The organism is Pseudoalteromonas sp. AS84 (assembly GCF_038900255.1).
Classification (GTDB): domain Bacteria; phylum Pseudomonadota; class Gammaproteobacteria; order Enterobacterales; family Alteromonadaceae; genus Pseudoalteromonas.
The window spans coordinates 1-24,135 of record NZ_JBBMQY010000027.1; the positions used below are offsets into that span (position 1 = coordinate 1).

The 24,135-nt window shown below is 38.0% G+C and carries 19 protein-coding genes; 12 read left to right on the forward strand and 7 right to left on the reverse strand.

The features are described 5' to 3' along the window. The first annotated feature begins 275 nt into the window (after positions 1-275). Positions 276-1,286 (forward strand): SMI1/KNR4 family protein, encoded by a 1,011-nt coding sequence (locus tag WNY79_RS18900; RefSeq protein WP_342876610.1) that lies wholly within the window; start codon positions 276-278, stop codon positions 1,284-1,286. A gap of 102 nt (positions 1,287-1,388) precedes the next feature. Here WNY79_RS18900 and WNY79_RS18905 read toward each other — a convergent pair whose 3' ends face one another. Beyond that, positions 1,389-2,087 carry an NUDIX domain-containing protein gene (locus WNY79_RS18905; protein ID WP_342876611.1) on the reverse strand — a complete coding sequence of 233 codons (699 nt, stop codon included), beginning with the start codon at positions 2,085-2,087 and terminating at the stop codon, positions 1,389-1,391. 186 nt (positions 2,088-2,273) lie between these two features. Here WNY79_RS18905 and prs point away from each other — a divergent pair, with 186 nt between their 5' ends. Next, the gene (gene prs / locus WNY79_RS18910) at positions 2,274-3,128 is read left to right on the forward strand and encodes a ribose-phosphate diphosphokinase (RefSeq protein WP_342876612.1); all 855 of its coding nucleotides are present in this window, start codon (positions 2,274-2,276) and stop codon (positions 3,126-3,128) included. A 10-nt stretch (positions 3,129-3,138) separates the two neighbouring features. Then, positions 3,139-4,734, forward strand: coding sequence for a nicotinate phosphoribosyltransferase (locus tag WNY79_RS18915; RefSeq protein ID WP_342876613.1), 1,596 nt, complete (start codon positions 3,139-3,141; stop codon positions 4,732-4,734). Between the two features lie 210 nt (positions 4,735-4,944). Here the strand turns inward: WNY79_RS18915 and WNY79_RS18920 are convergent, their stop codons facing one another. From WNY79_RS18920 to WNY79_RS18935, 4 genes are all read right to left on the reverse strand, one after another. After that, positions 4,945-5,418 (reverse strand): VOC family protein, encoded by a 474-nt coding sequence (locus WNY79_RS18920; protein WP_342876614.1) that lies wholly within the window; start codon positions 5,416-5,418, stop codon positions 4,945-4,947. A 100-nt stretch (positions 5,419-5,518) separates the two neighbouring features. Then, positions 5,519-5,989: a GFA family protein gene (locus WNY79_RS18925; RefSeq protein WP_342876615.1), complete on the reverse strand. Its 471-nt coding sequence runs from the start codon at positions 5,987-5,989 to the stop codon at positions 5,519-5,521. 108 nt (positions 5,990-6,097) lie between these two features. Next, the gene (locus tag WNY79_RS18930; RefSeq protein ID WP_342876616.1) at positions 6,098-8,170 is read right to left on the reverse strand and encodes a catalase; all 2,073 of its coding nucleotides are present in this window, start codon (positions 8,168-8,170) and stop codon (positions 6,098-6,100) included. 242 nt (positions 8,171-8,412) lie between these two features. Then, entirely contained in the window at positions 8,413-9,246 is an 834-nt protein-coding gene (locus WNY79_RS18935) for a mechanosensitive ion channel domain-containing protein (RefSeq protein ID WP_076923657.1), read from the reverse strand. A 372-nt stretch (positions 9,247-9,618) separates the two neighbouring features. Here WNY79_RS18935 and WNY79_RS18940 point away from each other — a divergent pair, with 372 nt between their 5' ends. From WNY79_RS18940 to WNY79_RS18970, 7 genes are all read left to right on the forward strand, one after another. Then, the gene (locus tag WNY79_RS18940) at positions 9,619-10,005 is read left to right on the forward strand and encodes a hypothetical protein (protein ID WP_024598848.1); all 387 of its coding nucleotides are present in this window, start codon (positions 9,619-9,621) and stop codon (positions 10,003-10,005) included. Positions 10,006-10,336: 331 nt separating this feature from the next. Next, positions 10,337-12,205 (forward strand): bifunctional glutathionylspermidine amidase/synthase, encoded by a 1,869-nt coding sequence (gene gss, locus WNY79_RS18945; protein WP_170071728.1) that lies wholly within the window; start codon positions 10,337-10,339, stop codon positions 12,203-12,205. Between the two features lie 131 nt (positions 12,206-12,336). Then, complete coding sequence (locus WNY79_RS18950; protein ID WP_024598846.1) at positions 12,337-12,705, forward strand: DUF2237 domain-containing protein; 369 nt, start codon at positions 12,337-12,339, stop codon at positions 12,703-12,705. A gap of 233 nt (positions 12,706-12,938) precedes the next feature. Continuing rightward, positions 12,939-13,463, forward strand: a complete 525-nt coding sequence (dps, locus tag WNY79_RS18955) for a DNA starvation/stationary phase protection protein Dps (protein ID WP_342876617.1) — start codon at positions 12,939-12,941, stop codon at positions 13,461-13,463. 624 nt (positions 13,464-14,087) lie between these two features. Beyond that, positions 14,088-17,027: a TonB-dependent receptor gene (locus WNY79_RS18960; RefSeq protein ID WP_024598844.1), complete on the forward strand. Its 2,940-nt coding sequence runs from the start codon at positions 14,088-14,090 to the stop codon at positions 17,025-17,027. A 302-nt stretch (positions 17,028-17,329) separates the two neighbouring features. Further along, the gene (locus WNY79_RS18965; RefSeq protein WP_182197141.1) at positions 17,330-18,121 is read left to right on the forward strand and encodes a hypothetical protein; all 792 of its coding nucleotides are present in this window, start codon (positions 17,330-17,332) and stop codon (positions 18,119-18,121) included. A gap of 266 nt (positions 18,122-18,387) precedes the next feature. Continuing rightward, a complete protein-coding gene (locus WNY79_RS18970; RefSeq protein ID WP_342876618.1) occupies positions 18,388-20,127 on the forward strand; it encodes a SulP family inorganic anion transporter in 1,740 nt (579 codons plus the stop codon). Positions 20,128-20,180: 53 nt separating this feature from the next. Here WNY79_RS18970 and WNY79_RS18975 read toward each other — a convergent pair whose 3' ends face one another. Further along, the gene (locus WNY79_RS18975; RefSeq protein WP_024590248.1) at positions 20,181-20,858 is read right to left on the reverse strand and encodes a glutathione S-transferase family protein; all 678 of its coding nucleotides are present in this window, start codon (positions 20,856-20,858) and stop codon (positions 20,181-20,183) included. Between the two features lie 177 nt (positions 20,859-21,035). On the opposite strand from WNY79_RS18975, the gene WNY79_RS18980 reads away from it, so the two are divergent. After that, entirely contained in the window at positions 21,036-21,806 is a 771-nt protein-coding gene (locus tag WNY79_RS18980) for a DUF1223 domain-containing protein (RefSeq protein WP_342876619.1), read from the forward strand. Between the two features lie 24 nt (positions 21,807-21,830). On the opposite strand, the gene WNY79_RS18985 is transcribed toward WNY79_RS18980, so the two are convergent. Further along, entirely contained in the window at positions 21,831-22,484 is a 654-nt protein-coding gene (locus tag WNY79_RS18985) for a hypothetical protein (protein ID WP_342876620.1), read from the reverse strand. A 184-nt stretch (positions 22,485-22,668) separates the two neighbouring features. Between WNY79_RS18985 and WNY79_RS18990 the strand changes: the two genes are divergently transcribed. Continuing rightward, entirely contained in the window at positions 22,669-24,027 is a 1,359-nt protein-coding gene (locus WNY79_RS18990; RefSeq protein ID WP_342876621.1) for a serine hydrolase domain-containing protein, read from the forward strand. Positions 24,028-24,135 lie beyond the last annotated feature (108 nt).

Here is a 24,135-nt window from a genome sequence, read left to right on the forward strand (position 1 = left end):
AATTAGACAATTAGACAATTAGACAATTAGACAATTAGACAATTAGACAATTAGACAATTAGACAATTAGACAATTAGACAATTATTAACATTTGAAAGAATGCATAATTATTTGAAGCTCAGGACTAAATAAAGCCTAAATACAATGTTAAAATATGCGGACGTTTCAGGTAAATATCTTTACCTCTAATCACTATGCTTCACTACCTCTGTTTCATAATAAAAGATATATTATGTAGCGGTGAATATATAACCTTTAAAATGGATTTTATAAAATGAAAAACATAATAACTTACACTGAAAATTTAAAAGAAAATAAGTGGGGTGATTTTCACTTTGATTTAATAAAAATAAATACACTGCCTGAGTTTGAAAGTTTAGATGGCTTTGATGCTATGGATATTTTTAGCGAATCTATTTTTAAAGAAATATATAATCTAACAGCAAAGAGTACGTTAAAGTTACTCATTATTACTCCAGATACAACGTCTGAAAAAGCGTATGGTATTGCTTTTTTACAGGACAAAGAAATTTTAACCATGGAAGTAGAAGCAACGCCTCTATTTAATCAGTGGTTTAGCTCAATTAATGACGATGCCTCTACACCTAAAGTATATACGTTTACAAGTAATAGCAGCTCAAGTCGCTCACTTTTTAACAACGAAAAAGAGCTCACTCATAAAGGTATGGGAGAGTTTATTTGTAGCCAAGTTCCAAATAGCTTTATTGCTGAAAAGTTAACTAAAGAAAAAGCTGACTTTTTAACGCCTTTTATACAGCTCAATGCATCTGATAACTTTGAATTAATTGAACAGTATTTTAAAGCGTTGGTAAAACAAAATAACCTCAATGTTATTGAGCCCAAAAACAACGATGCTATTTATGCTGAATTTGAAAACGAAGCCGGCTTTGCATTCCCAGCTATACTAAAATCGTTTTTAACACTTCATAATGGTGTCGAAAATACAGCATTTATGGGCGTTCAACGTATTTTAAAAGAATGGCGCGACTGGCAGTCTATTTATAATGAATGGACTCAAGAAGAGTTATTCGACACCGATAATGAAAGTAATATAAAAACCGTACCTATGTACGTTACTCCGTATTGGGTGCCATTTTTTAATTTGGGAGGTGGTAATTTTATAGCGCTAGATTTTGCACCAAACAGCCAAGGCACAGCTGGGCAAGTAATATCATTTGGCGCGGATGAACAAAGTGCCATTTACGAAGCTAAAACATTAAGTGAGTTTCTAAAAGGCTTTATTACTGCCGATAGCTCTGAATAACTCCAATAACTAAATAACTCTAACAATTAAAGTATTTACCTTATAGCACCTCCCCTTAAATAAACGCTCTTATAGTTACTTTAAGAGCGCTTACTTAATTTATTAAACACTTAAATTACGCTCAAAGTTTACAATATCAACGCCTGCTTTTACTTTGTACAGCTGAGCTAAGCGTCCGCCCGATTTAACTTTTTCATCGAGTATTTCAAACATATCAGCAGCTTCAATACGTCTAATAATACTTTTACGCTGAACAGGCTTGCCTATAATGGTTTCAATTACGGACTTAAACTGTCCTACGGTAAAATGCTCTGGCAAACAATATACCGGCGCCATTGAGTACAATGCTTTTTGTTTTAAACGCGCTTTAGCTTGCTCAATAATATACTTGTGATCAAAAGCCACTGGCAAATTATTTACTTCATCTATATCTATCCATTTTGCATCATCAACCGTTTCTATATGGGTTGATACTTGCGCCTCTGCAATTAAAGCAAAATAAACTAAAGTGACACTAAACCCTCTAGGATCTCTATTAATACCTGAGTATGTTTGCAACTGCTCTAAATATTGAGGTGCCACACTGGTTTTTTCTTTAAGCTTTCTAAGCGCAGTCATACTTACGCTATCATCAATATCTACGTCAACAAACCCACCTGGCAGCCCCCACCGACCTGCAAATGGCTCGCTCGCACGCTTAACCATCAGTACTTTTAGGGCACCGTTTTTAACAGTAAATAACACACTGTCGACTGTAAATAATGGATTTTTGTATTCGGTAATATCGTAATGGTTAATCACAGCGTGCTCACATTAAGTTAAGGTCTTAGTGACACAATAAATTAAACACATCTCAATTTCAACCTACAGTAAAATTACAGACAATTTATAAGTTCAGCTAGTTAGTTTAAAAAATAACTTGATTACTATAGGAACATTTGATAATTTAATTGTGTCGCTAGGACACAAACATTTAAAGGACAAAAAATGAAAGTATTTAGCTATGACTCAACAGGAAGTAAATCGTTAGTTGATTATGAAAATTTTACTTTTTCAGGTGGTGAAGAGCATATCAGGTTTAACGCCGCTAATTTTTCAGACTCTATAAAAATAGAGATTTTTGAACGCCTAACCAATTCATCAAAAATGGTTAGATTAATGATTGCTGTCGATGCCTTAAAAAGATTAACAAATGAAAATGCGCCTATCGAACTTGTTATTCCTTATTTTCCTTATGCACGCCAAGACCGAGTATGTGTTGAAGGAGAAGCGTTAGGCGCAGCTGTTATGGCAAATTTCATTAATAGCTTAAACTTCTCAAAAGTGACTATTTGGGATGCGCATAGCGATGTATCCCCTGCTTTAATTAATAGAGTCACCAATATTGAACAAATTTCGTTACTTGCACGCTGCGAAGAGCTAAGCCAACGCTTAGCAAAAGGCGAACTAACTCTTATTTCTCCAGATGCTGGGGCGAGTAAAAAAACCATTAAAATTTCAGAAAAATTCAATGGTGTACCTGAAGTTATTCAAGCTCAAAAAGTAAGAAACTTAAAAACAGGCGAAATAGTAAAAACAGAAATTATTGGCGATGTTAAAGGTAAAAGCGTACTTATTGCTGATGATATTTGTGACGGAGGCAGAACCTTTATCGAACTAGCCAAGGTACTAAAAAGTAATGGCGCTGTTGAAATTTCTCTTTTTATAACTCATGGCATTTTTTCAAAAGGGCTTGATGTTTTTGAAGGTCTAATTGATAAAATTTACACAACAGATTCGTTTAAACCGGCTAATGCGTTTAAAAATAGTAACAACATTAGTTTACAAATAATTGAGATGTAAGGAAAACACCATGACTATTACAGCTGCAAGTATGCAAAAAGACGTTTATAAAGAATTTCATAGCCGCGCTTATCACCCTGACGTAACAGAGGTATATGCAAATTACACCTCTCGTAGTGGCAAACTAAGTAACATAGAAAATAACGATAAAGTCGCGTTTGTTGGTCTTCAATACTTTATTAAAAGTTACCTTCAAGAAGAATGGGATGAGTTTTTTAAAGTAGATAAAGCGACGGCTGTTGCTAACCATAAACGTATTATGAGCTCAATGCTTGGCTATACTGTTGATGTAAAGTACTTAGAAGATTTACATGACTTAGGTTACTTACCATTAAAAATAAAAGCATTGCCTGAGGGGACATTGGTTCCTTACTTAGTACCGCCAGTGACTATAGTGAATACAAAAGCGGGTTTTCAATGGCTCACTAATATGATTGAAACGGTATTAAGCTGTGAAAACTGGCCAATTCAGACAAGCACTACAACGGCTGTCGCTTATTTAAAAGTATTTAAAGAATTTGCAATTAAAACTGGCTTAGATATGGATTTTGTACCATTTCAAGGTCATGACTTTAGCTTTAGAGGCATGTTTGGTAAACATGCTGCAGCAATGAGTGGCTTTGGTCACTTAGCATCGGGACTTGTTGGTACCGATGTTATTACTGCGGTTTTATTTGCTGAAAAATATTACGGTGCAAATGTAGATAACGAACTTGTTGGTTGCTCAGTAGATGCAACAGAGCACTCGGTTACGTGTTCTTGGATATTGGAAGGCGAAATTGAGTTTTTTAAATACTTAATGCAAGAGCAGTCACCTAAAGGAATTTTAAGTGTTGTTTCTGATACTTGGGATTTTTGGACTCTAGTAACTGATTATTTACCGCAGTTAAAAAGCGAAATAATGGCACGTGATGGCACGCTAGTTATTCGCCCCGATTCAGGGGATCCTGTTAAAATGTTAACCGGATATAATGTTTCGCCTGTATCTGATTACAGTGAGTTATTTACAACTCAAAATGAAGCTGAAGCCGACGTTATTAATAAAGGTTATGAAGCGTATTACTTTAACGGTCAATATTTTGGGTTTGAAGACAACAACACTATCGAACTCATGGAATGCGAAGTTAAAGGGCTTATTGAATGTCTATGGGACATATTTGGTGGTACAACAACACCTAAAGGTTACAAGTTACTTGATGAGCATATTGGTGCTATTTACGGTGATGCAATTACTTTAACGCGCCAACGCCAAATTTTACAAAGACTTATGGATAAGGGTTTTGCATCAAAAGTGGTTTTAGGTATGGGTTCATACAGCTATCAATATGTTACACGTGATACTCACGGCTCAGCAGTAAAAGCAACTAGCATAGTAAAAAGTGGTAAGCGTGTTGCTATATTTAAAGACCCAAAAACTGATTCAAAGAAAAAGTCAGCTAAAGGGCTTTTAAAGGTTGAACGCGTAAACGGCGAGTTAACTTTATTTGATGACGTAACCGAGCAAGAAGAAGCACAAGGCCTATTAGAAGTTGTTTTTGAAGATGGTAAAATAACAAAAGAAACCACGCTAAATGAAATAAGAAGCTTAATAGATCAACAAATTTAAAGCTTATTCGCTCTAAACAAAAAGCCGCTGTAGCAATACAACGGCTTTTTGTTTGGTAATAAATTTAATGAGAATACTGGTCTATAACAGATTTTGGGTATTAACTATTTACAGCCGTGTATTTGGTTTTTAGGCAAAGCAGATCCTATTTAGTGGGGTTATTCCCCATAAATAGGCGATAAAAAGGCACAAAGAGCATACACGCGCTAATTATGCGTCTTGCTCTTGATTTGTTATATCCCCAATTCGATTATTTAACTCTTCGTCACTAACATCTTCTTTGTGTGTACCAATGATCCATATATGACCAAATGGGTCTTGTAGAGTGCCGGTCCTATCCCCATAAAACTGGTCATGTACGGGTCTTATTAGTGTTGCACCAAGCTCAATTGCTTTTTTAAATACGGTATCAACATCTTCAACATAAAGCATAAGGCTTAGCGCAGTACCACCGAGTTCTTTTGGACTTTTTAAATACTCTTCAGAACCAATATCTGAAAGCATAATATGCGAATCACCAATTATTATTTCTGCATGGGCTATTCCACCATCAGGTAAAGGCATTTGCATTACGTGTTCTGCACTAAATGCATCACAATAAAAATCTATCGCTTTTTGTGCGTCATTCATAGTTAAATAAGGTGTAACTGAATGAAACCCTTTTGGTATTGCTGAGACTGCCATAATATTCTCCTTTACTTACGCGGTGATTTTTAATATTTAATTAACTAAATATGCGTTTAATTGCCCCTAAATTTAAGCTTAGCTCATACAAAAAATTGCGTTACTTTTCGAGGTTTAAACGCTTATGCCAAGCAGCAATACTTTCATCAGGGTACTCTTCAAATTGCTTGTCACCTTCATTAATTGGCGCATTTACCCAATTTGCTTTACTACCAAGCATTAAATGAGTGCGCTCTGGCGGTATGGGTAACTCACTATCTATTGCACCTGCAAAGGGGTGAACTTGCTCAGGCCAACGTGCATCGTATAACCACAAGTTAGCGCTACAATGCTTACAAAAATGACGCTCTGCTGGGCTGATTTTATCGCCTATTTTTGCATGATAAATAGTTATGTGTTCACGCCCTGTGACTTCAAGCGTGCTGTATTGCGCGTTCAAGTTAATAGCAAACCCGCCGCTCCCTGCGGTTTTACGACAAATAGAGCAGTAACATAAATTGTAAGGATAAGGGTGTTTTGAGTTGACCGTAAATACCACTTTGCCACAGTGACAAGCGCCATTAAGCTTCATAATATATCCAATTTTTTTGTTGGCTTGAACTAATACCTTAGCTAGGTGAGCTTAAAAAAACCACAACACTTACATGCTGTGGTTTTATTTATCACTAACCCATATCGACTAGCGCTTCCAATATCTTAAATTACGCAATGTATTTATAAATTTATCGGCTGAATGTGCCTCTAAATCTATCCAACCATCATCTGCTTTTCCATCAAGACCTGCCGCTTTAAATAATGGCTTAGCCTCATTTGTAAAGCCTATAAATTTCATGTGTGCATATGCATCACTTACAAAGTCTTTGGCTTCTGCAATGGCAGCTAGTTTTTTAGCTCCCTCTTCGGTGGTTAGTACAAGTACCGCATCATATAAAACCGATGGACCACCATTAATAACCTGATCTGCTTTAAAGTGCTTACCTTTACTGCATTTAGCACCGCCGACTTGTGGGGCAATAATTTCAAAGTTTGCGCCTTCACTTTCAAGTGCATTAGTAACCGATTCAAAAATATCAGCATCAAACCCGTCACTCACTAAAATACCTAACTTACGCCCTTTAAATGTATTTGGCGCATTTTTTAAAATACTTAACGCATCAGACACAGGTAAGTCTTTACGTGTTGGCATAGCAGCTTCTGCTGGGTCTGGCATTTCTTGCAAGCCAAGTCCTTCGGCCACTTTATTTGCGAGGGTTTCGTCAATATTTAACAAGTGCGATACCAAGCGTTCTCGTATTGGTAAATGCTCAACTTTAGAAAGCTCAAACACGTACGCAGATTGAATATGCGCCTGCTCTACCTCTGTTTGGCTTAAGTAAAATTGGCGAGCTTGACTGTAGTGATCGCTGAATGTTTCTGAGCGATAACGCAGTTTATCACCGCCGCTTACTTCAGGTTCGCTTGAGCTCTTAAAGCCATGTACTGGGCATTCGCGCGGGTTATTTTCGTCGCCGCTCCACGAGTTTGGCTCGTAATTAACACGCCCTTTTGGATTGTGCATTGCCATGTGGCCATCTTGCTGAAAATGACGCATTGGGCATTTAGGCGCATTCACCGGAATATGCGTAAAGTTAGGACCACCTAAACGCTTAGTTTGAGTATCTAAGTATGAAAAGTTACGACCTTGCAGTAGCGGGTCGGGAGTAAAATCGAGCCCTGGTACAATGTTTTGAGTACAAAATGCAACTTGCTCTGTTTCTGCAAAAAAGTTGTCGACAACACGGTCAAGCACCATACGGCCAACAATTTGTACTGGTACTTGTTCCTCTGGTATAAGCTTGGTGGCATCAAAAATATCAAATTCAAATTCATCAGCAAACTGCTGATCAAACACTTGCACACCTAACTCCCATTCAGGGAAGTCGCCGTTACCAATTGATTCCCACATGTCTCTGCGATGAAAATCAGGATCGGCGCCGTTAAGCTTAAGTGCTTCGTTCCATACTACCGATTGCATACCGCCTTTTGGTTTCCAATGAAATTTAACGAATTTTTCATCGCCTTTGGCATTAATAAATTTAAAGGTATGAACGCCAAAACCTTCCATAAAGCGTAAAGAGCGCGGAATAGCTCTATCAGACATTGCCCACATAACCATGTGCATTGACTCAGGTGACAAGCTCACAAAGTCCCAAAAGTTATCGTGTGCGGTTTGCGCTTGCGGAAAACCTCGGTCGGGCTCTGCTTTAGCTGAATGAACTAAGTCTGGAAACTTCATTGCATCCTGAATAAAAAATACCGGTATATTGTTACCCACTAAATCCCAGTTTCCCTCTTGGGTATAAAACTTAACCGCAAAACCGCGTACATCACGGGCTAAATCTGGCGATCCTTTATTACCTGCAACCGTAGAGAAACGAGTAAACACTGGCGTTTTTTCACCTTTTCGCTGAAAAATATCTGCACAGGTTAAATCTTCAAGTGTGTCGTAAGTTTCAAAATATCCGTGTGCACCATAACCTCTAGCGTGCACTACTCGCTCAGGAATGCGTTCGTGATCAAAATGAAAGATCTTCTCGCGCATTATATGATCTTCTAATAATCCTGGGCCACGCTTACCTGCACGTAATGAGTTTTGATCGTCGCTTACAGGGCAGCCCTGCGCGGTGGTCATGGTAGGGTATTCGTCCGACGCCTTTTGATGCAATTCGCCGCCATGCCCTTTATTACCTGAGTATTTAAATGATTCAGCCATGTTTAGTCCTTCATACAGTTTGATTTAATGGGTCAATAGTTTTTATGAGCTTTAAAGCTAAAAGCGACTATGCAAATGCAAAATAAAGACCAGCCATCCAACCTAGTAAGAAAGGGCTGTACAGATAACAATGTAGTATTTGAGGTGGTTTATAAAAGAAAAAGTTACACAGGTATGTAACTTTTTCAGACAAAAAAAGAGCACTTAAAAGTGCTCTTAGATTTAAATCATTTTAAATTTAGTTAATCTTTGCTTTCGTTAACTAAAATAACTTTACGATGTGGGAAAGGTATTTCGATGTTGTTTTCATCTAGTGCTTTTTTAATTAACTCTGGCACTGTGTAAAGAATATCGAAGTAATGCTCGCCCTTACAAAAAGGTCTTACTAAAAAGTCTACTGAGCTGTTGTTAAGTGTTTCTACTTCAACAAAAGGAGCTGGGTCTTTTAGTATGTGTGGATGCGCTTCAAGTACGGCATCTATAACTTTACGTACAGCCGTTGTATCTTCACCGTAAGCAACACCAAAATGCATATCCACACCACGAATTGGATGATGTGAATGGTTTATAATTTGCGCGCCCCAAATTTGACTATTTGGAATAATAACCTGTTGGTTATCGAACGTTTGTAAAATAGTAGTAAACATATCGACCTCAGTTACTTTACCAAAGCGCCCTGCTGCCTCAATAAAGTCATTCACTTTATAAGGTCTAAATATTAGCAACATAACGCCTGCTGCAAGGTTCGACATTGCACCTTGTAACGCCAAGCCTATAGCAAGTCCCGCGGCACCGAGTAAAGCAATAATAGAAGCTGTTTGTACACCAAAGCGATTTAACACAGCAATAATAACGAACGCTAATATGATGTATCGAGCCATGCTGCCTAAAAAGCGAAAAAGCGTGTCATCAAGGTGAGTGTATTTGTGGCATAAGCCAATAATTAAATTGCGTACTTTGCCTGCCAACCACAAGCCCGCAAGTAAAATTGCAATCGCCAGTAATATGTTGGTTGCCCACGTAATTGCAGCGGGTAAATATTGATTAATATCAATGTTGTTTATTATGTCTTCCATTGTTTTTCCTGTTTTAAAAACTTTTAACTAGCTTCAATCCATACCAAACGCAACAGTTTAACAAAAAATTAACTAAAGTACGACTATAGGAGTAATTTAAAACATAAAGAAAGAGCGTTACCCTCAATACATGTTATCGCTCACGTAAATCTTTCACCCATAATTTTGCTTTCAATCCTTGGTTTATAGCTTAAATAATTAAACTTCAACTAGTTCATAAACAAAGCTAATACCCGAGATAAATCTCGGTTAACTCTCTTAATTTTCTAATTATTACTGGCACTCATCTATAAATTTACCGATAATCTCACCTAAGCGCGCATATATTGGCGAGACAACACAATTGGATGAAATTAAAAACAAAGGATTATTATGAAAAAGTACTCAATTTTACTTACAGCGGCAGCACTTATTGTACTTGCTGGTTGTTCAACATCTGTTGCAGTAAGAGACTTTGAACAAAACCCTATTCCGCAAACATCAACAATTACCAACAGTGAAGCTGACGTAGAAAAAGGTATTCTAAAAGCATGTATTCAGCTTGGTTGGAAGTGTACGCCTATGAGTGAAGGTAAAATAAAAGGTGTACTGGATATTCGCACACACCAATTAACAATCGATATTGCGTATGACAAAACGGCATACTCAATCAACTATAAAGACTCAATTAACTTAAACTACAACGGCAAAAAAATTCACCGTCAGTATGTTAATTGGGTAACAAACCTTATACGCCATATAGACGCTGAAATGATTTAGCAGCGCGTTAATCTGCTTTAAACATTATAAAAAGCACTAAATATGAATAATAAAAATGGAGAAGCTACCTATAGCTTCTCCATTTTTTAGTTGAGTTTTAAACAGTAATAATTACGTCAAAAATATTACTAACGTTCAACTAGCTAAAAGGCAAAAAAGCACCAAACCTAACACTATTAGTAAAAGTACTCTCCCGTATTTTCACTCTATGATGAATGAGTGATTTTTTACTTATCCCCCTTCGTAAAAACATATTTTATATCTTGCTATAACGCAGCTTCGCTCATATAGTCAGCAAATTATCACACCTTTATTTTGAACACCTTTGTTTATGAAATCTTCTGCTCCTGCTAGTGATTTTGGTACCTTATTAGGTTACGCACCTGGTAATGTTGCTGTGTATTCATCTGATTATGATACGGCTGACGAAAGTATTTATCCTAATCGTAGCGCCTTTCGTAGTTACCTTGATGGCATTTACATGGGCTATAAATGGCAATGCGTTGAGTTTGCACGTCGATGGATGTATCTCAACCATAGTTATATTTTTGATGATATTGCTATGGCTTACGATATTTTTGAGCTGCGTTCTGTGCGCGATGTAAATAGTCAAAACAGACTGCCACTAAACGCGTTTAAAAACGGTGCTAAACATCATCCTCAGGTAGGTAGCTTACTTATTTGGGAAGAAGGCGGCGAGTTTGAAGAAACAGGCCATGTTGCTGTCGTTGTTGAAGTATATGAAGATAAAATACGCCTTGCTGAGCAAAATGTAGGACACCAAATATGGCCAAAAGATCAAAGCTGGTGTCGTGAACTAAAAGCAAAAGTAACTAAAGATGGCGACTATTGGATTGAGTGCTCTTACAGCGACGCCACTATTTTAGGCTGGATGACACAAACTGATGAAACAGAATATGCTGAGCCAACGTCAGAGCTAAACACCGACTTATTTATTATAGAAGCCCATAAAGCAGTAGATACAGGCCAAGCAAACAAGTCATGGTTAAATATTGCGAATGACGATGAAGCTGCCTACGTAGAAATGATGCAAGGCCATAAACTTACATCAGTAGCTGAGGATCAACATAATTACTTTGCGATATCTCAAACGGCGCAGCAAAGCATTGAGCATGCTACAAATGAGCTACATGGCTTATTTATGCATGCAACCGACTATGTACTGCAGCACCCTGAGTTATTAAAAAAGTTCAATTTACCCGATGTTGTGCTTAATAAAATTCGCCAATCGTGGGATAACCGCTTAAACCAATTAATTACCAGTCGGTTTGACTTTGCTCTAACCACAGCAGGTTTAAAAGTTTACGAATACAATTGCGATTCGGCATCGTGTTATATGGAAAGCGGTAAGGTTCAGGGTAAATGGGCAAAACACTTTGGTGTTAAAACAGGTGTAGATGCAGGCCAAAATTTATTTAAAGACCTAGTAAAGGCATGGCGTAAAAGTGAGGTAAAAGGTCTTGTTCATATTCTGCAAGATGATGAACCAGAAGAGCATTACCATGCATTATTTATGAAAGAAGCCATTGAAGCAGCTGGTTTTGAGTGTAAGTTAGTAATTGGCTTAAGCACACTTCGCTGGAATGAATCGGGCAACATAATAGATGCAGATGGCGCACAACTGAGTTATGTATGGAAAACGTGGTCGTGGGAAACCGCACTTGATCAAATCCGTGAAGAATGCGAAGCCGATCAATCATTAGGTGATAACTTTGAACCACAATTCAAAATTGGTGAAACGCCACGCTTAGTTGATGTATTACTGCGTAAAAATGTCATGGTGTTTGAACCGCTGTGGACATTAATTCCTAGTAACAAAGCTATTTTGCCAATACTGTGGAGCTTATTCCCTAATCATAAATATTTACTTAATACCGCGTTTGATCTTAACGACGAGTTATTACAAACCGGATATGTAGTTAAACCAATAGTAGGACGCTGTGGCGCTAATATTCAACTTGTTGATGAACAGCAGCAAGTTATAGAAAAAACAACTGGGCACTTTGCAGAGCAAGACCAAATATATCAACAGTTATTTGCACTGCCCAAAGTAGATGATTACTTTGTACAAATATGTAGTTTTACAGCTGCCGGAAAATACTCTGGTGGTGGCGTACGCGTTGATAAAAGCATGATCATAAACGGCCATAGCGATTGTATGGCACTGCGTATTAAATAATACTAAGCCCGCAATTTTGCTGCGGGCTTAAGTTTGTGTAACCCCCTTCCCTCTTTTAAGTTTTATAGCTATCTCAAGCGAGTTACTCCTGATAGAGTAAATTTATCAAACACCACAAATTAAGGTATTTCATGGCGAATCAATTTAATGTGCTTGGCACACGTTTAAAACTATGTTGCGGTAATGGTGGTTACACACGTGAAGGGTTTTGTTATGTACCAGAATCAGATCTTGGCAATCACAGTGTATGTGCAATTATGACTGATGAGTTTTTACAATTTTCAAAATCGCAAGGTAACGACTTAATAAGCCCAAACCCTCTTTACGATTTTGAAGGTTTAAAAGCCGGTGATAAATGGTGCTTATGTGCAGTAAGGTGGCTGCATGCAATTTCGGCTAATGTCGCGCCGCCAGTGGTACTTGAAGCCACAAATAAAAAAGCGCTAGAAATAGTACCGTTCGATGTTTTAAAAGCGAATGAATATATAGCCAAAACTTAAATTCACTTAAGCGTTATTAAAATAAAGTCTGCAGATTTTACAAATGTATGCAGGCTTTTCAAAAATCAAATGCTCCCTTCATCACCTAAAACCTCAAAAAAAACATAAAATCATGTTTTTAAAGTGATTTTTAAAAAGTTCACTTACGGCATAGCAGTTGCTTCATTAAGTTTAAGTCACGCTCATAACGCAACATTTTATATGAGCAACACATTACTTAAGTAGGAGAAATTATGAGTAACAATAACGAATCAAACAAAACAACTAAATTTACCGCGCCAGGTATGAGTGACGAATCAGCTCAAAAAACAATAGCAAAGCTCGATAACCGCATGGTTGCATTGATAGACTTACAGCTTACTTTAAAGCACATTCACTGGAACGTAGTGGGACCAAACTTTATTGGCGTACACGAAATGATAGACCCACAGGTAGACATTGTCCGCGAAATGACAGATACCATTGCAGAGCGAATTGCGACTCTTGGGGGAGTACCTGTCGGTACGCCTAAATCTATTGTAGATCGTCGTACATGGAACGAATACTCAGTAGGTAAAGGGTTAGTAACCGAGCATTTAGCCGCACTTGACGCCGTATACAACGGCGTTAATGCCGATCATCGCAAAGCAATTGAGACTCTTTCTGAGCTAGATCCAGTGTCTGAAGATATGATCACCAGCCAATTAGCTGACCTAGAGCAATTTCAGTGGTTTATTAGAGCCCATTTAGAATCATCTACAGGCGAGCTAAAAAGCTAATATATTAAATCTAAGAAAGCCCAGCATTAATATGCTGGGCTTTTTTTTGCGTAAAAATCATTCTATTTATTATCATATATAGATATGTATCAGTAAGCTCTAATACAAAATTAATATAAAAACAATAGAAAATTGGTATTACCAAAACAAATAACCAATAGAAAATTGAATGATTTTATACTCCTCACTATTTCGTAAATTTATAAGCCATACCCAACCTTCAATGAACATATTATTATTTTAACATCACTTAAAAAACAAACTAAATACGTATAAAAGTACGACATAAAATTTAAAAACAGTACTAAAAAATGTATTTAATAGTACAAATAATATAAAAAAACGCCTTTGGTAAACATACTTCAATAAAATTCACTCAAAATATAAAAAATAAAAATACAGCATAAGCCATTAAATTTATTAAATATAAGCAAAATAAAAGAACACTTTGTAATACACCTTGTGAATTTCTGGTAAACAAAGGTTGTAATAAAAGCTGAATTGGACTAATTTCAACCATACCACCTGTATGACACACTACAGGGAAACAGCAGTTAAATTGGTTAACCAAACCAAGTAACAACACACACAATGACGTAAGTCGTACCCAAACGGGAGAGATACATGAAACTCAATCAAATTACTTCAACATTAATTAATAAACATAAAAGAAGTAGCTCTACAACAATCAGTGCAGCAGCCCTTTTATTAATGGCTTCTTCTACTATTGCAGCGCAAGAGGCTCCGACAGCTTCAGAAACAGCAGCTGCAGATATTGAAGTTATTGAAGTAAAAGGCATGCTAGGTAGTATGAAAGCCGCCGCTATGCTTAAGCGTACTGACGGACGTATTGTAGATGCGATTGTTGCTGAAGACATTGGTAAGTTACCTGATAATAATATTGCAGAAGCACTGCAACGTATTACTGGTGTATCTATTAATACCGATTTTGGTGTGGGTGACAGTGTTTCGATTCGTGGCTTACCTCAAAACCGTGTTGAATTAAATGGTCGCTCTACTATTGGTGACTCTCGTGACGGTATTAGCTTACAGGATTACCCATCAAGCTTCTTAAAAACGGTAGAGGTTGTTAAGTCCCCTACTGCCGATATGATTGAAGGCGCATTAGGCGGAACAGTTAGTCTAAAAACGGTTCGCCCATTAGAGTTAGATAAACTAACTGGTGCTGTTTCATTAGATGGTGAGTACGCTGATAAAACAGAAAAAGTAGCGCCTATTTTTAGCGGTTCACTTGGTAACAATTGGGATTTTGATGAAATGGGTACCTTTGGTGCCATTGCTATGTTTTCGTTTCAAGATCGCGAAATTCGTCAAGATGAAACGTCTAGCCGTGTTAAACCTCAAGACATCGAAATTAATGGCCAAGAAGGTAATACACCAAGTGGCAACGCTATCGTACGAGACGAGCACAGTGTTGAGCAATACGTAGAACAACGTAAACGTACTGCTGTAAATTTATCACTTCAATGGGCACCGCAATCTGGTAATGGCATGGTGTATCTAGATTTAAGTGGCACTAAACGCTCTGGTGAGCAAAGTGGTAACTCTATATTAGGTGTTGCAGGTTCACTATCAACAGATGCAAATACAACTCAAGATGCTAACGGCGTAAATAATTACACGTTAACCAACGAATTTGGTATCCCTAAAACATACAGTGACTTTCGTGAAACCGACTCGTTTTCAAATGCACTTGGCGCAGAGTGGAACCTTACTGACAGTATAAAAATCTCTGGTGAAATTGCGGTAGCATCATCAGAAAGTGTAAGACCAGATTCTGAATTTACACTTCGCCCAATCGAAAAATCAACATTTGAAGCAAGCGGCGGTGTTGATTTAGTAAACCATTTATATGATGGTGCATTTTCTCAAAACGGTAATAAATTACCAAGCATCATTCATTCAGATCCAAATGCATTTACTGACCCACAAAACTTAGCACTACGTACGTTTAAAAGTGAAGATAGAAGAACTGATAATGACGAAACAGCTATTCGTTTTGATGTTGAAATGTTTGAGCCACTCAGCAGCTTGAGCTGGGTGTCTAAAGTAAAAGCAGGTGTACGTGTTACTAACCGTGATTACGAATACGAGCAATACAAAGTAGAAATTAAAGACATTTACAAAAATGCATTTAACGACTCAGATGGTTCATTAGCTACTTTATGGGTTGATGACTACAACGCCGCTTTTTCAAATAGCTTCACAACAGTTAGCCACGACAACTCATTTGACCAATTAGGTCATTCAGGGCAAAACGACCTACTAACGTTTTTAAGCTACAACGGTTTGTCTAACCCAGCAAATACCTATGCTCAACTTCAGCAGTTACTTGCAGGCACAAACCTAGCGTCAACAGGCAGTCTTTCAGATAACCAAGAGTTCCAAGAAAGCGCATACCGTAACGTAGTTGAAGATACAGCTGCCGTGTATATATCAGCGTACTTAGACTTTGATAACATTACTGCGATTGTGGGTGGTCGTTATGTGACTACAGATTTAGAATCAAGCGTGTTCCTTAACGGCGAAAAAGTAACTGGCGACAATGACTACAGCGACTTTTTACCAAGCTTAAACGTTACGTATAACTACTCAGACGAAACATTATTCCGCTTTGCTGCTGCAAAAGTTATGCGACGCGCTGACTTTAGCGAGCTAAGCCCTGCGTTTGACGTTAATAACGACATTACAGGTGCAACGCAAGGCTCTATTGATTTAGAACCATACCGCGCAACACAATACGACTTATCTGTAGAGCATTACTTTGATGAAGGTAATGTACTTTCTTTCGCTGTATTTTATAAAGATGTTGAGTCTTTCTTAAGTAACGAGAGTAGCTGTCAAGCTGCATCAAGCACTTCAACAGGTCAAAACGTAACTCAGTGGAACCAAGTATGTCAGCTTGACGTTGCAGGTGTATCACAAGACAACCTAGTTTACTCAGATGCAACTGACTTCCCAGTAGATGCTGATGGCTTTAACCATGTTGCAGGCTTGCGTGATGCAGGACTAACGGGTATCGATACAGTTAAAAATGTAAATGGCGAAAACGGCTCAGTACAAGGTTTTGAAGTTGGTTACCAACAGTTCTTCACAAGCTTACCTGGTGCATTTTCTGGCTTAGGTATTAATGCAAACTACACGTATGCAGACAGCGAACAACCAAACGGCAACCCGTTATTAGATATTTCTAAAAATACGTACAACTTACAAGTATTTTGGGAATACGAAGGGTTCTCTACTCGTATCGCTTATAACTACCGTGACAGTTTCTTAGATACTGAAAACGAGAAACGTGTAGAAAACATTAACTCAGACGGCAGTATTTCAGCAGAAGGCACTGTTTACGGTAATAACTACCGTGACGACAGAGGTCAGTTAGATTTCTCTGCAAGCTGGGATATTAACGAAAACATTACGCTAGTAGGTAATGCGACTAACTTAACGGGTGAGCCTTCTATCTACCTATCTGAACTAGGTGGTGCTTGGAAGTACACTGAAGCGGATCGCCGTTACAGCTTTGGTATTCGCGCTAAATTTTAATTTTCCCTAGAAACTAAAGCCTGCTTTTATGCAGGCTTTTTTACGTCTATAAAAAAATGACACTTTTGTTAAAACACAACACAATTTTTATAACTGAATATTTATTTAAAGCAATAAAATTATCATTGAATAATACTCCAAACTAAAATTTAGCTACCGTGTAAACAATATCAACCTCCTGCACATCACCTTTAGCGCACACCATAAAAATTCCACCAAAACCAAGTAACCTTGCGACTTGGTTATAAAGTGTCTAGTATTCTAAATGCCGTACTCATAATTGGTACGAAAAAGGATTAACAATGTCTCTAAAATATATAACAACAATATCAATCACATTATCATTACTATTATTAACAGCATGTGGCTCTGGGGGAAGTGAAACAAAAGTGGCTGTAAATACTGAAATAATAAAATCAACAGCAATCATTAACAACAGTCCCCTAAATGACTACAAAATAATTATCTATGGAAATAGCCATAGTTCGCAGTTAGGGGGATTATTAAATACGATTATTACAGCGCAATTACCTAACACTTCAGTTAAAACGATGACTGTCAGTGGCAGATTTTTAGATGAAATAGTCGCCGTAGATGCGAATGTCGATAAATTAAAAAGTGATAATTGGAGTCATGCTATTTTTCAAGGACAAAAGTACTCACAATCAGGTTCGACTGACTACCCTACGAGTGCAACTGAGCGATTAATCTCGAACGCAAAAGAGCATAAAATCACACCAATTTTATTTCCGGAGCATCCTCAAAAAGGGGATCCCACAGAAGCAAAGCTGGTTTACGACATCCATTTATCAATCAGTAAAAAACAACCTAGCTGCATAGCGCCTGTTGGCTTTGTATGGAATCGAGTATTAGAAATAATGCCTAGTATAAACCTTCATAGTGCCGACGGTAATCACGCATCCTATGCAGGCAATGTCCTTACAGCGATGACCTTTTATCAAATCATTACCTCAGAATTAACAGACACAATGCCATTTATACCTGCTATAGATTTAACACAGCAAGAACAAGCCTTATTTGCACAAGTAGTAACAGAAGTACTTGAGTTATATCCGGCATGTGGAGCTAAATAACCTTAAAAAATTTAAAAACTAGATTTTAGATTTGGTTATTTCCAGAGGCGTTCGATATCAGTAGATTAATACCATGCACATAATCTGACTAAAAAGACAAACTCCTCAGGAGCATTAACTCTTATAATTAACTTTTCTGCCAAATTATAAATTTAATATCTTGATAAATAATCACCTGCAATTTACTAAAATAACCACCGTCCTAGCTATACTTATTTTGTTATTAAATTTACTATCGAAGCGTTACCACCAACAGGAAAATTGCAGTGCTGTCGCGTTTATATAATTTTATGCCGGGTTTAGATACATTGCTGCACTACGAGCGACAATGGTTTGCTGATGATGTAAGAGCGGCGCTATCGGTAGCTGCCGTAGCTTTACCTGTTGCCATTGCTTACGCACAACTAACCGGTGTTAACGCCGCTGTAGGGTTATATTCTTGCATACTGCCAATGATGCTATATGCTCTTTTTGGGACTTCCAAACAACTAATAGTTGGCCCTGATGCCGCAACCTGCGCCGTTATTGCAGCCGTAGTAACCCCTCTTGCTGCAGGTGACAGCTTTAAACATTGGCAACTTGTTGTCACCATGACCGCTATGACCGGCTTTTGGTGTTTTATAGCTAGTAAATTTAAGCTAGGCGTATTAGCCGACTTTTTATCTAAACCTATTTTAATGGGCTTATTAAATGGCGTAGCCATCACTATTATTGTTGGTCAATTTTCTAAAGTATTCGGTTTTACCTTTGACGAGCGCTACCTACTTGAACGCCTAGGTGGTGTACCCACATACCTAGCGCAAACACATGTTCCCACCTTGTTAATGGCCTTGTTCACATTGGCGGTTTACTTTGCCATGAAACGCATAAAACCCACGTGGCCGGCATCAATGTTTGCCATTGCATTTGGTGCGATTTTGGTATGGATTTTTGATTTAAAACAACTTGATATAAAAACTATTGGCACCGTAACTGGCGGACTTCCCGTTTTTAATACTCCTGTTTTTGATTTAGGAATTATTCGTGAGCTAGTGGTACCCGCACTTAACTTAGCCATCGTGAGCTTTGTAAGTATGATGCTAACTGCCCGCAGCTTTGCTGCTAAAAATGGCTACGACATAGACGCCGATAAGGAATTTAGAGCGCTAGGTATTGCCAATATAGCGTCAGCTCTTTCGCAAGGTTTTGCAGTTAGTGGCGCCGACTCACGCACCGCAGTTAACGATGCAACGGGTGGTAAAACGCAGTTAGTATCAATAATTGCAGCAGCTATTATTGCGGTCATAGCCGTTTTTTTAACAGCCCCGCTTGAGTTTATTCCAAGCGCAGCGCTGGGTGTTGTACTTATTACTGCTTCTGTTCATTTACTCGATTTAAAAGCTGTTTGGCAATTAAAACGAAAAGATAAACAGGCATTTTATCTCGCCTCAGCCACCTTACTTGCGGTGTTATTTATTGGCGTTATACCAGGGATCACACTTGCTGTATTACTGGGGTTATTTCAATTTATTCGCACTGTTATGCGCCCAACCGACAATATACTCGGCGTAGATGTTAACGGTGTAGTAAGAAGCTTAGACGCCACAGATAAAGCAAAGGCAGTGCAAGGCGTGTTTATTTATCGCTTTAATTCACCTTTAACTTACTTTAATGCCAGCTACTTTAAACGCAGATTACTTGAGCAATACGCAAGGCAAAAAGGCGACACCCAATGTGTAATAATTGACGCTGTGCCCTGCTTTACTCACTTAGATTTAAGCGTAATGGCCATGCTTGCCGACCTCGACGTTATATTTAAAAAGCGCGATATAAGGCTTGAACTTGCAGGTAGAAAACGCCAACTACTTTCGTGGTTTGATATTGCAGGAATGAAGTCGGGAAAAGAAGGTATATATATTCACTCAGACCTATACATCGCCCTAAAAAGAAATAGCGTAAGCCAGCATACAGAGGAAGTTAATTTATTCGTGGCAGATGAAAATAAAGAGGCGCTCACACATCCATAAAATACTAAACAGCAGATCAGCTAGCTGGCTCTGCTGTTTGTATTAAGTACTTTTTATACTTTTGGGTAATTTGAAGGGAAAAACGCTTTTTTAGCGTCTTCATCAAACTCTTTTTTAAATGCTACATCAGTACCAATTACGCGTGCACGTGCAACCGCTGGGCGGCTATCAATGCTTTCAAACCAACGCTTAAGATTTGGATACGGTGCTAAACCTTCTTCACCTAATACAACCGGTGCTTTATCAATCCAGCCCCAAGCAGAAACATCAGCAATAGTGTATGTATCACCCACAATAAAGTCGCGACCTTCAAGATGTGTATCAAGTACTTCGTAGTGGCGCTGCGCTTCACGTAAATAACGATTAACCGCGTAATCAAGCCCTTCTGGCGCCATATGTCTAAAGTGAACACTTTGCCCTGAATACGGGCCGAGGCCAGATGCGATAAACATTAACCACGACAGCATTTCAGCGCGATCATCGCTCTTACCTTCTAGCTTTCCATATTTTTCAGACAAGTACATTAAAATAGCATTCGAATCGAACACACGCGTTTCACCATCAACAATTGCTGGCGCTTTTGCGTTTGGGTTAATTGCTTTAAATTCAGGTGTATGTTGCTCACCTTTTAAAGTATCAAGAGGAACAAGTTCAAACGGCAAGCCTGTTTCTTCTAAAAAGAGTGCAACCTTCATTGGGTTAGGAGTATGGTGAAAATAAAATTTAATCATGTAAAGTTCCTCAATAATTGAGCAACGATTAAAGCACAGCTTGAGCGAGTGTTCAAATTAAGTTTTCAATAAGTTAAATATGGAGTTAAAACGTGATTCAATTGTGAGTATTTCGTGATACTTCATTCGTAAATATCATTTAGGCTGAATGCAATATCAACCTTTGCGAGAAGTAACATGCCTTTTAAAGCACTATCCCGTCCATTTTTTATCTCACTTGTTGGGTTAATAACTTTTTGCTTTCAAAGCCAAGCTGATGAGCAAGTAACTATTTCAAGTACAGTTAATCCGACTACCTTTTTAGAGCTTTACACATCGCAAGGTTGCAGTAGTTGCCCACCAGCAGAGCGCTGGATTTCAACGTTTACAGATGATGAAAAGCTATGGACTGATTTAATCCCTATTAATTTTCATGTTACTTATTGGGATTACTTAGGATGGAAAGACCCGTTTGCCTCTGCTATTTTTAGTAAAAGACAACGTACTTATAAGGCACTCGGTAAAAGTAGGATTGTAGCAACCCCAGGGTTTATGGTTAACGGCAGCGGGTGGCAAGGTTGGTTTTATAAGCAAGCTATTCCTGTAGCTAAAGCCCCTTATTTGGGTAATTTAAAAGCGACTATAAACAACAGTAAAATTAATCTCGAATACAATACTGTTAATACCAAAGATAATACTAACCAAAACTTAATAGCCCATGTAGCTCTGTTAGGCTTTGGCATAGAAACACAAATACACAGCGGCGAAAACGCAGGCCATAAGCTAAAACACGACTTTGTGGTTATTGGTTACGAGCAAAGTAACATGCAAACTAAGCAGCAATTATCATTAACTGACTTAACCCTGCCTCGCGCTAATAATGTATCGCCAACAAAGCAAGCCTTAGTATTTTGGGTATCTGAAAAAAGCGACCCTACCCCACTACAAGTTGCAGCAGGTTGGTTTTAATATGGATAAATAAACAGCTGAAGTTTAAAAATAGGCCACCATTACACCTTTAACTATACAGCTTGCTAGTAGTCCGCTCATACCCATATACGTAAACATAAAGCGTTGTTCAGAATCTGTTTTAAACACGAAAGCGACTAAATAAAGAGAAGTAATAATAGCGACGCTTAGCATAAGCCCATAAATAAATGAGCCGCAATAGTGTGGTAATACAGCTAAAGCGAGTGCGATTAAATTAGTGCCAAAGAATGCTACGGGCTTTTTAATACCGCGTAAAATGGCAAATAGCGGTATAACAAAAGTAAGACAATACAACCAAATAATATGAGTAGACCATTCGTAACTTAAGGGAGCTTTAACTTCAAAAGTAGAAAGCTTAAAATTACTCGAAAAGGTTAATCCTGTATTAATAATTACACTTACAATAAAAGCCCCAATAAATAGAGCGACTAACACCGCAATTGCACCGCCTGCGGTAGCCCCTGCTTTCTCTTTTTCTATAATTAAAATAATGACACTTAACAGCCCACTTAATTGTAACCACTGCCAATAGTCGCCCGTAAAGAGAGGGATAGCAGCTAAAACGATCGTAGTTATAATTAACTTACTTCCATCATTTGAGCGCAATAAATAAAAAGCCATAATAGCAATATAAAATAGAGCAGTTACATCAGGCATATCAACAACTTCCTTGTAAGAATTTAATAACAACCAATAAACGCAGCAATTATACCTATTACTGAGCCCCTATAAAATCCGATAATTGTGTTTACTTTTTAGCTGTGCAATATTAACTCATTATAAAACACAAGGATCGCTAAACCTATCTACAGGTTCGGTATAAAAACTAAAAGGGATGAATATGATTAAGCCATTTTACGCTAGCTGTTTGTTAGCCCTCACGCTATTAACACCCAGCCTTGTAAAAGCAAACCCAACGGCCTCGCAATATCAGCAAATTCTTAACGAAAACCTTGCTGAAAATGAGCCTGGGGTATCTGTAATTATAAGCAAAAATGGCAAAGTACTTTTCAAAGGAACGCGCGGGCTTGCCAACCTTGAGCATAACATTGCACTTAACGAGCAAAGCGTTTTACGTTTAGGTTCTATTTCAAAACAATTTACTGCAGCTGCAATTATGATGTTGCAAGAGCAAGGTAAGCTAGCGGTTACCGATGATATTCATAAGTATGTTGCAAGCTTCCCCACCGAGGGCAACCTCGTCACAATCGAAAACTTATTAACCCACACTTCAGGCATCGCCAACTACACAGATGATGACGATCTCTTTGATAAAGAAATACAAGTGCCCACCAGCGTTGACGATACGTTAGCGCGATTTGCCAAACACCCAATGGTGTTTAAACCCGGCGAAGCAAAGGCTTATTCGAACACTGGCTATTCACTGCTTGGTAAAATAATCGAGGTAGCAAGTGGCCAGTCTTATAAAGACTTTATTGAACAAAACATATTTAAAAAGCTAGAAATGAACCAGAGTAGTTATGAAGGCCAAGAAATTGTTGCTCACCGTGCAGCCGGATATGAGCAAACAGAGCAAGGATTTATCAACACCAGCTACATTAATATGGATTGGCCCTATGCCGCAGGTGCGCTTATATCTACTCCAACTGACTTAAACATTTGGTTTAGTGCGTTATCGTCTGGCAAGCTTATTAGTAAAGCAAGTTATGAGAAGATGGTCAGCCCTTTTAAACTTAACGACGGCAGCTTTTCATCCTACGGTTACGGATTAATTATTAAGCCTTTGAATGAATACACCGTAATTAAACACACTGGAGGAATAAATGGCTTTTTAGCGCACGCACGCTATATTCCAGAGCAAAAGCTATATGTGGCAGTACTAGCTAATTCAAACCACATAAACCCTATTTTTATTAACGAAAAACTCACAGCCAGAGCACTAGGTATTGCACTTCCCGAGTTTAAAAAAGCAGATGTAACAGAGCAGCAATTAGCGCCCGTATTGGGTGATTACCGAATTGATGAAAACACCTTACGCAGCCTAATTTTTGAAAATAACGTTTTGTATTCCAAGCGCTCTGGTGGCGATAAAACAAAACTTATTACGATGTCTAAAAATAGCTTTTACTACCCTAATTCAAACAATTACTTAGTAATAGAGCAAAACAGCCAAGGCCAATTGGTAATGAAGTATTTTAGTGGATTATCAACAACGCCTACTGAAGCGATTAAGATTTAACTTCATAACTCTCCCAAAAAACAATGCCCGCAGCTTTCGCTACTTATAAGCTCGGGTGTTTTTATTTTTAATCCTCGTTAACGCAACAATATATTATAAAATTAGTAT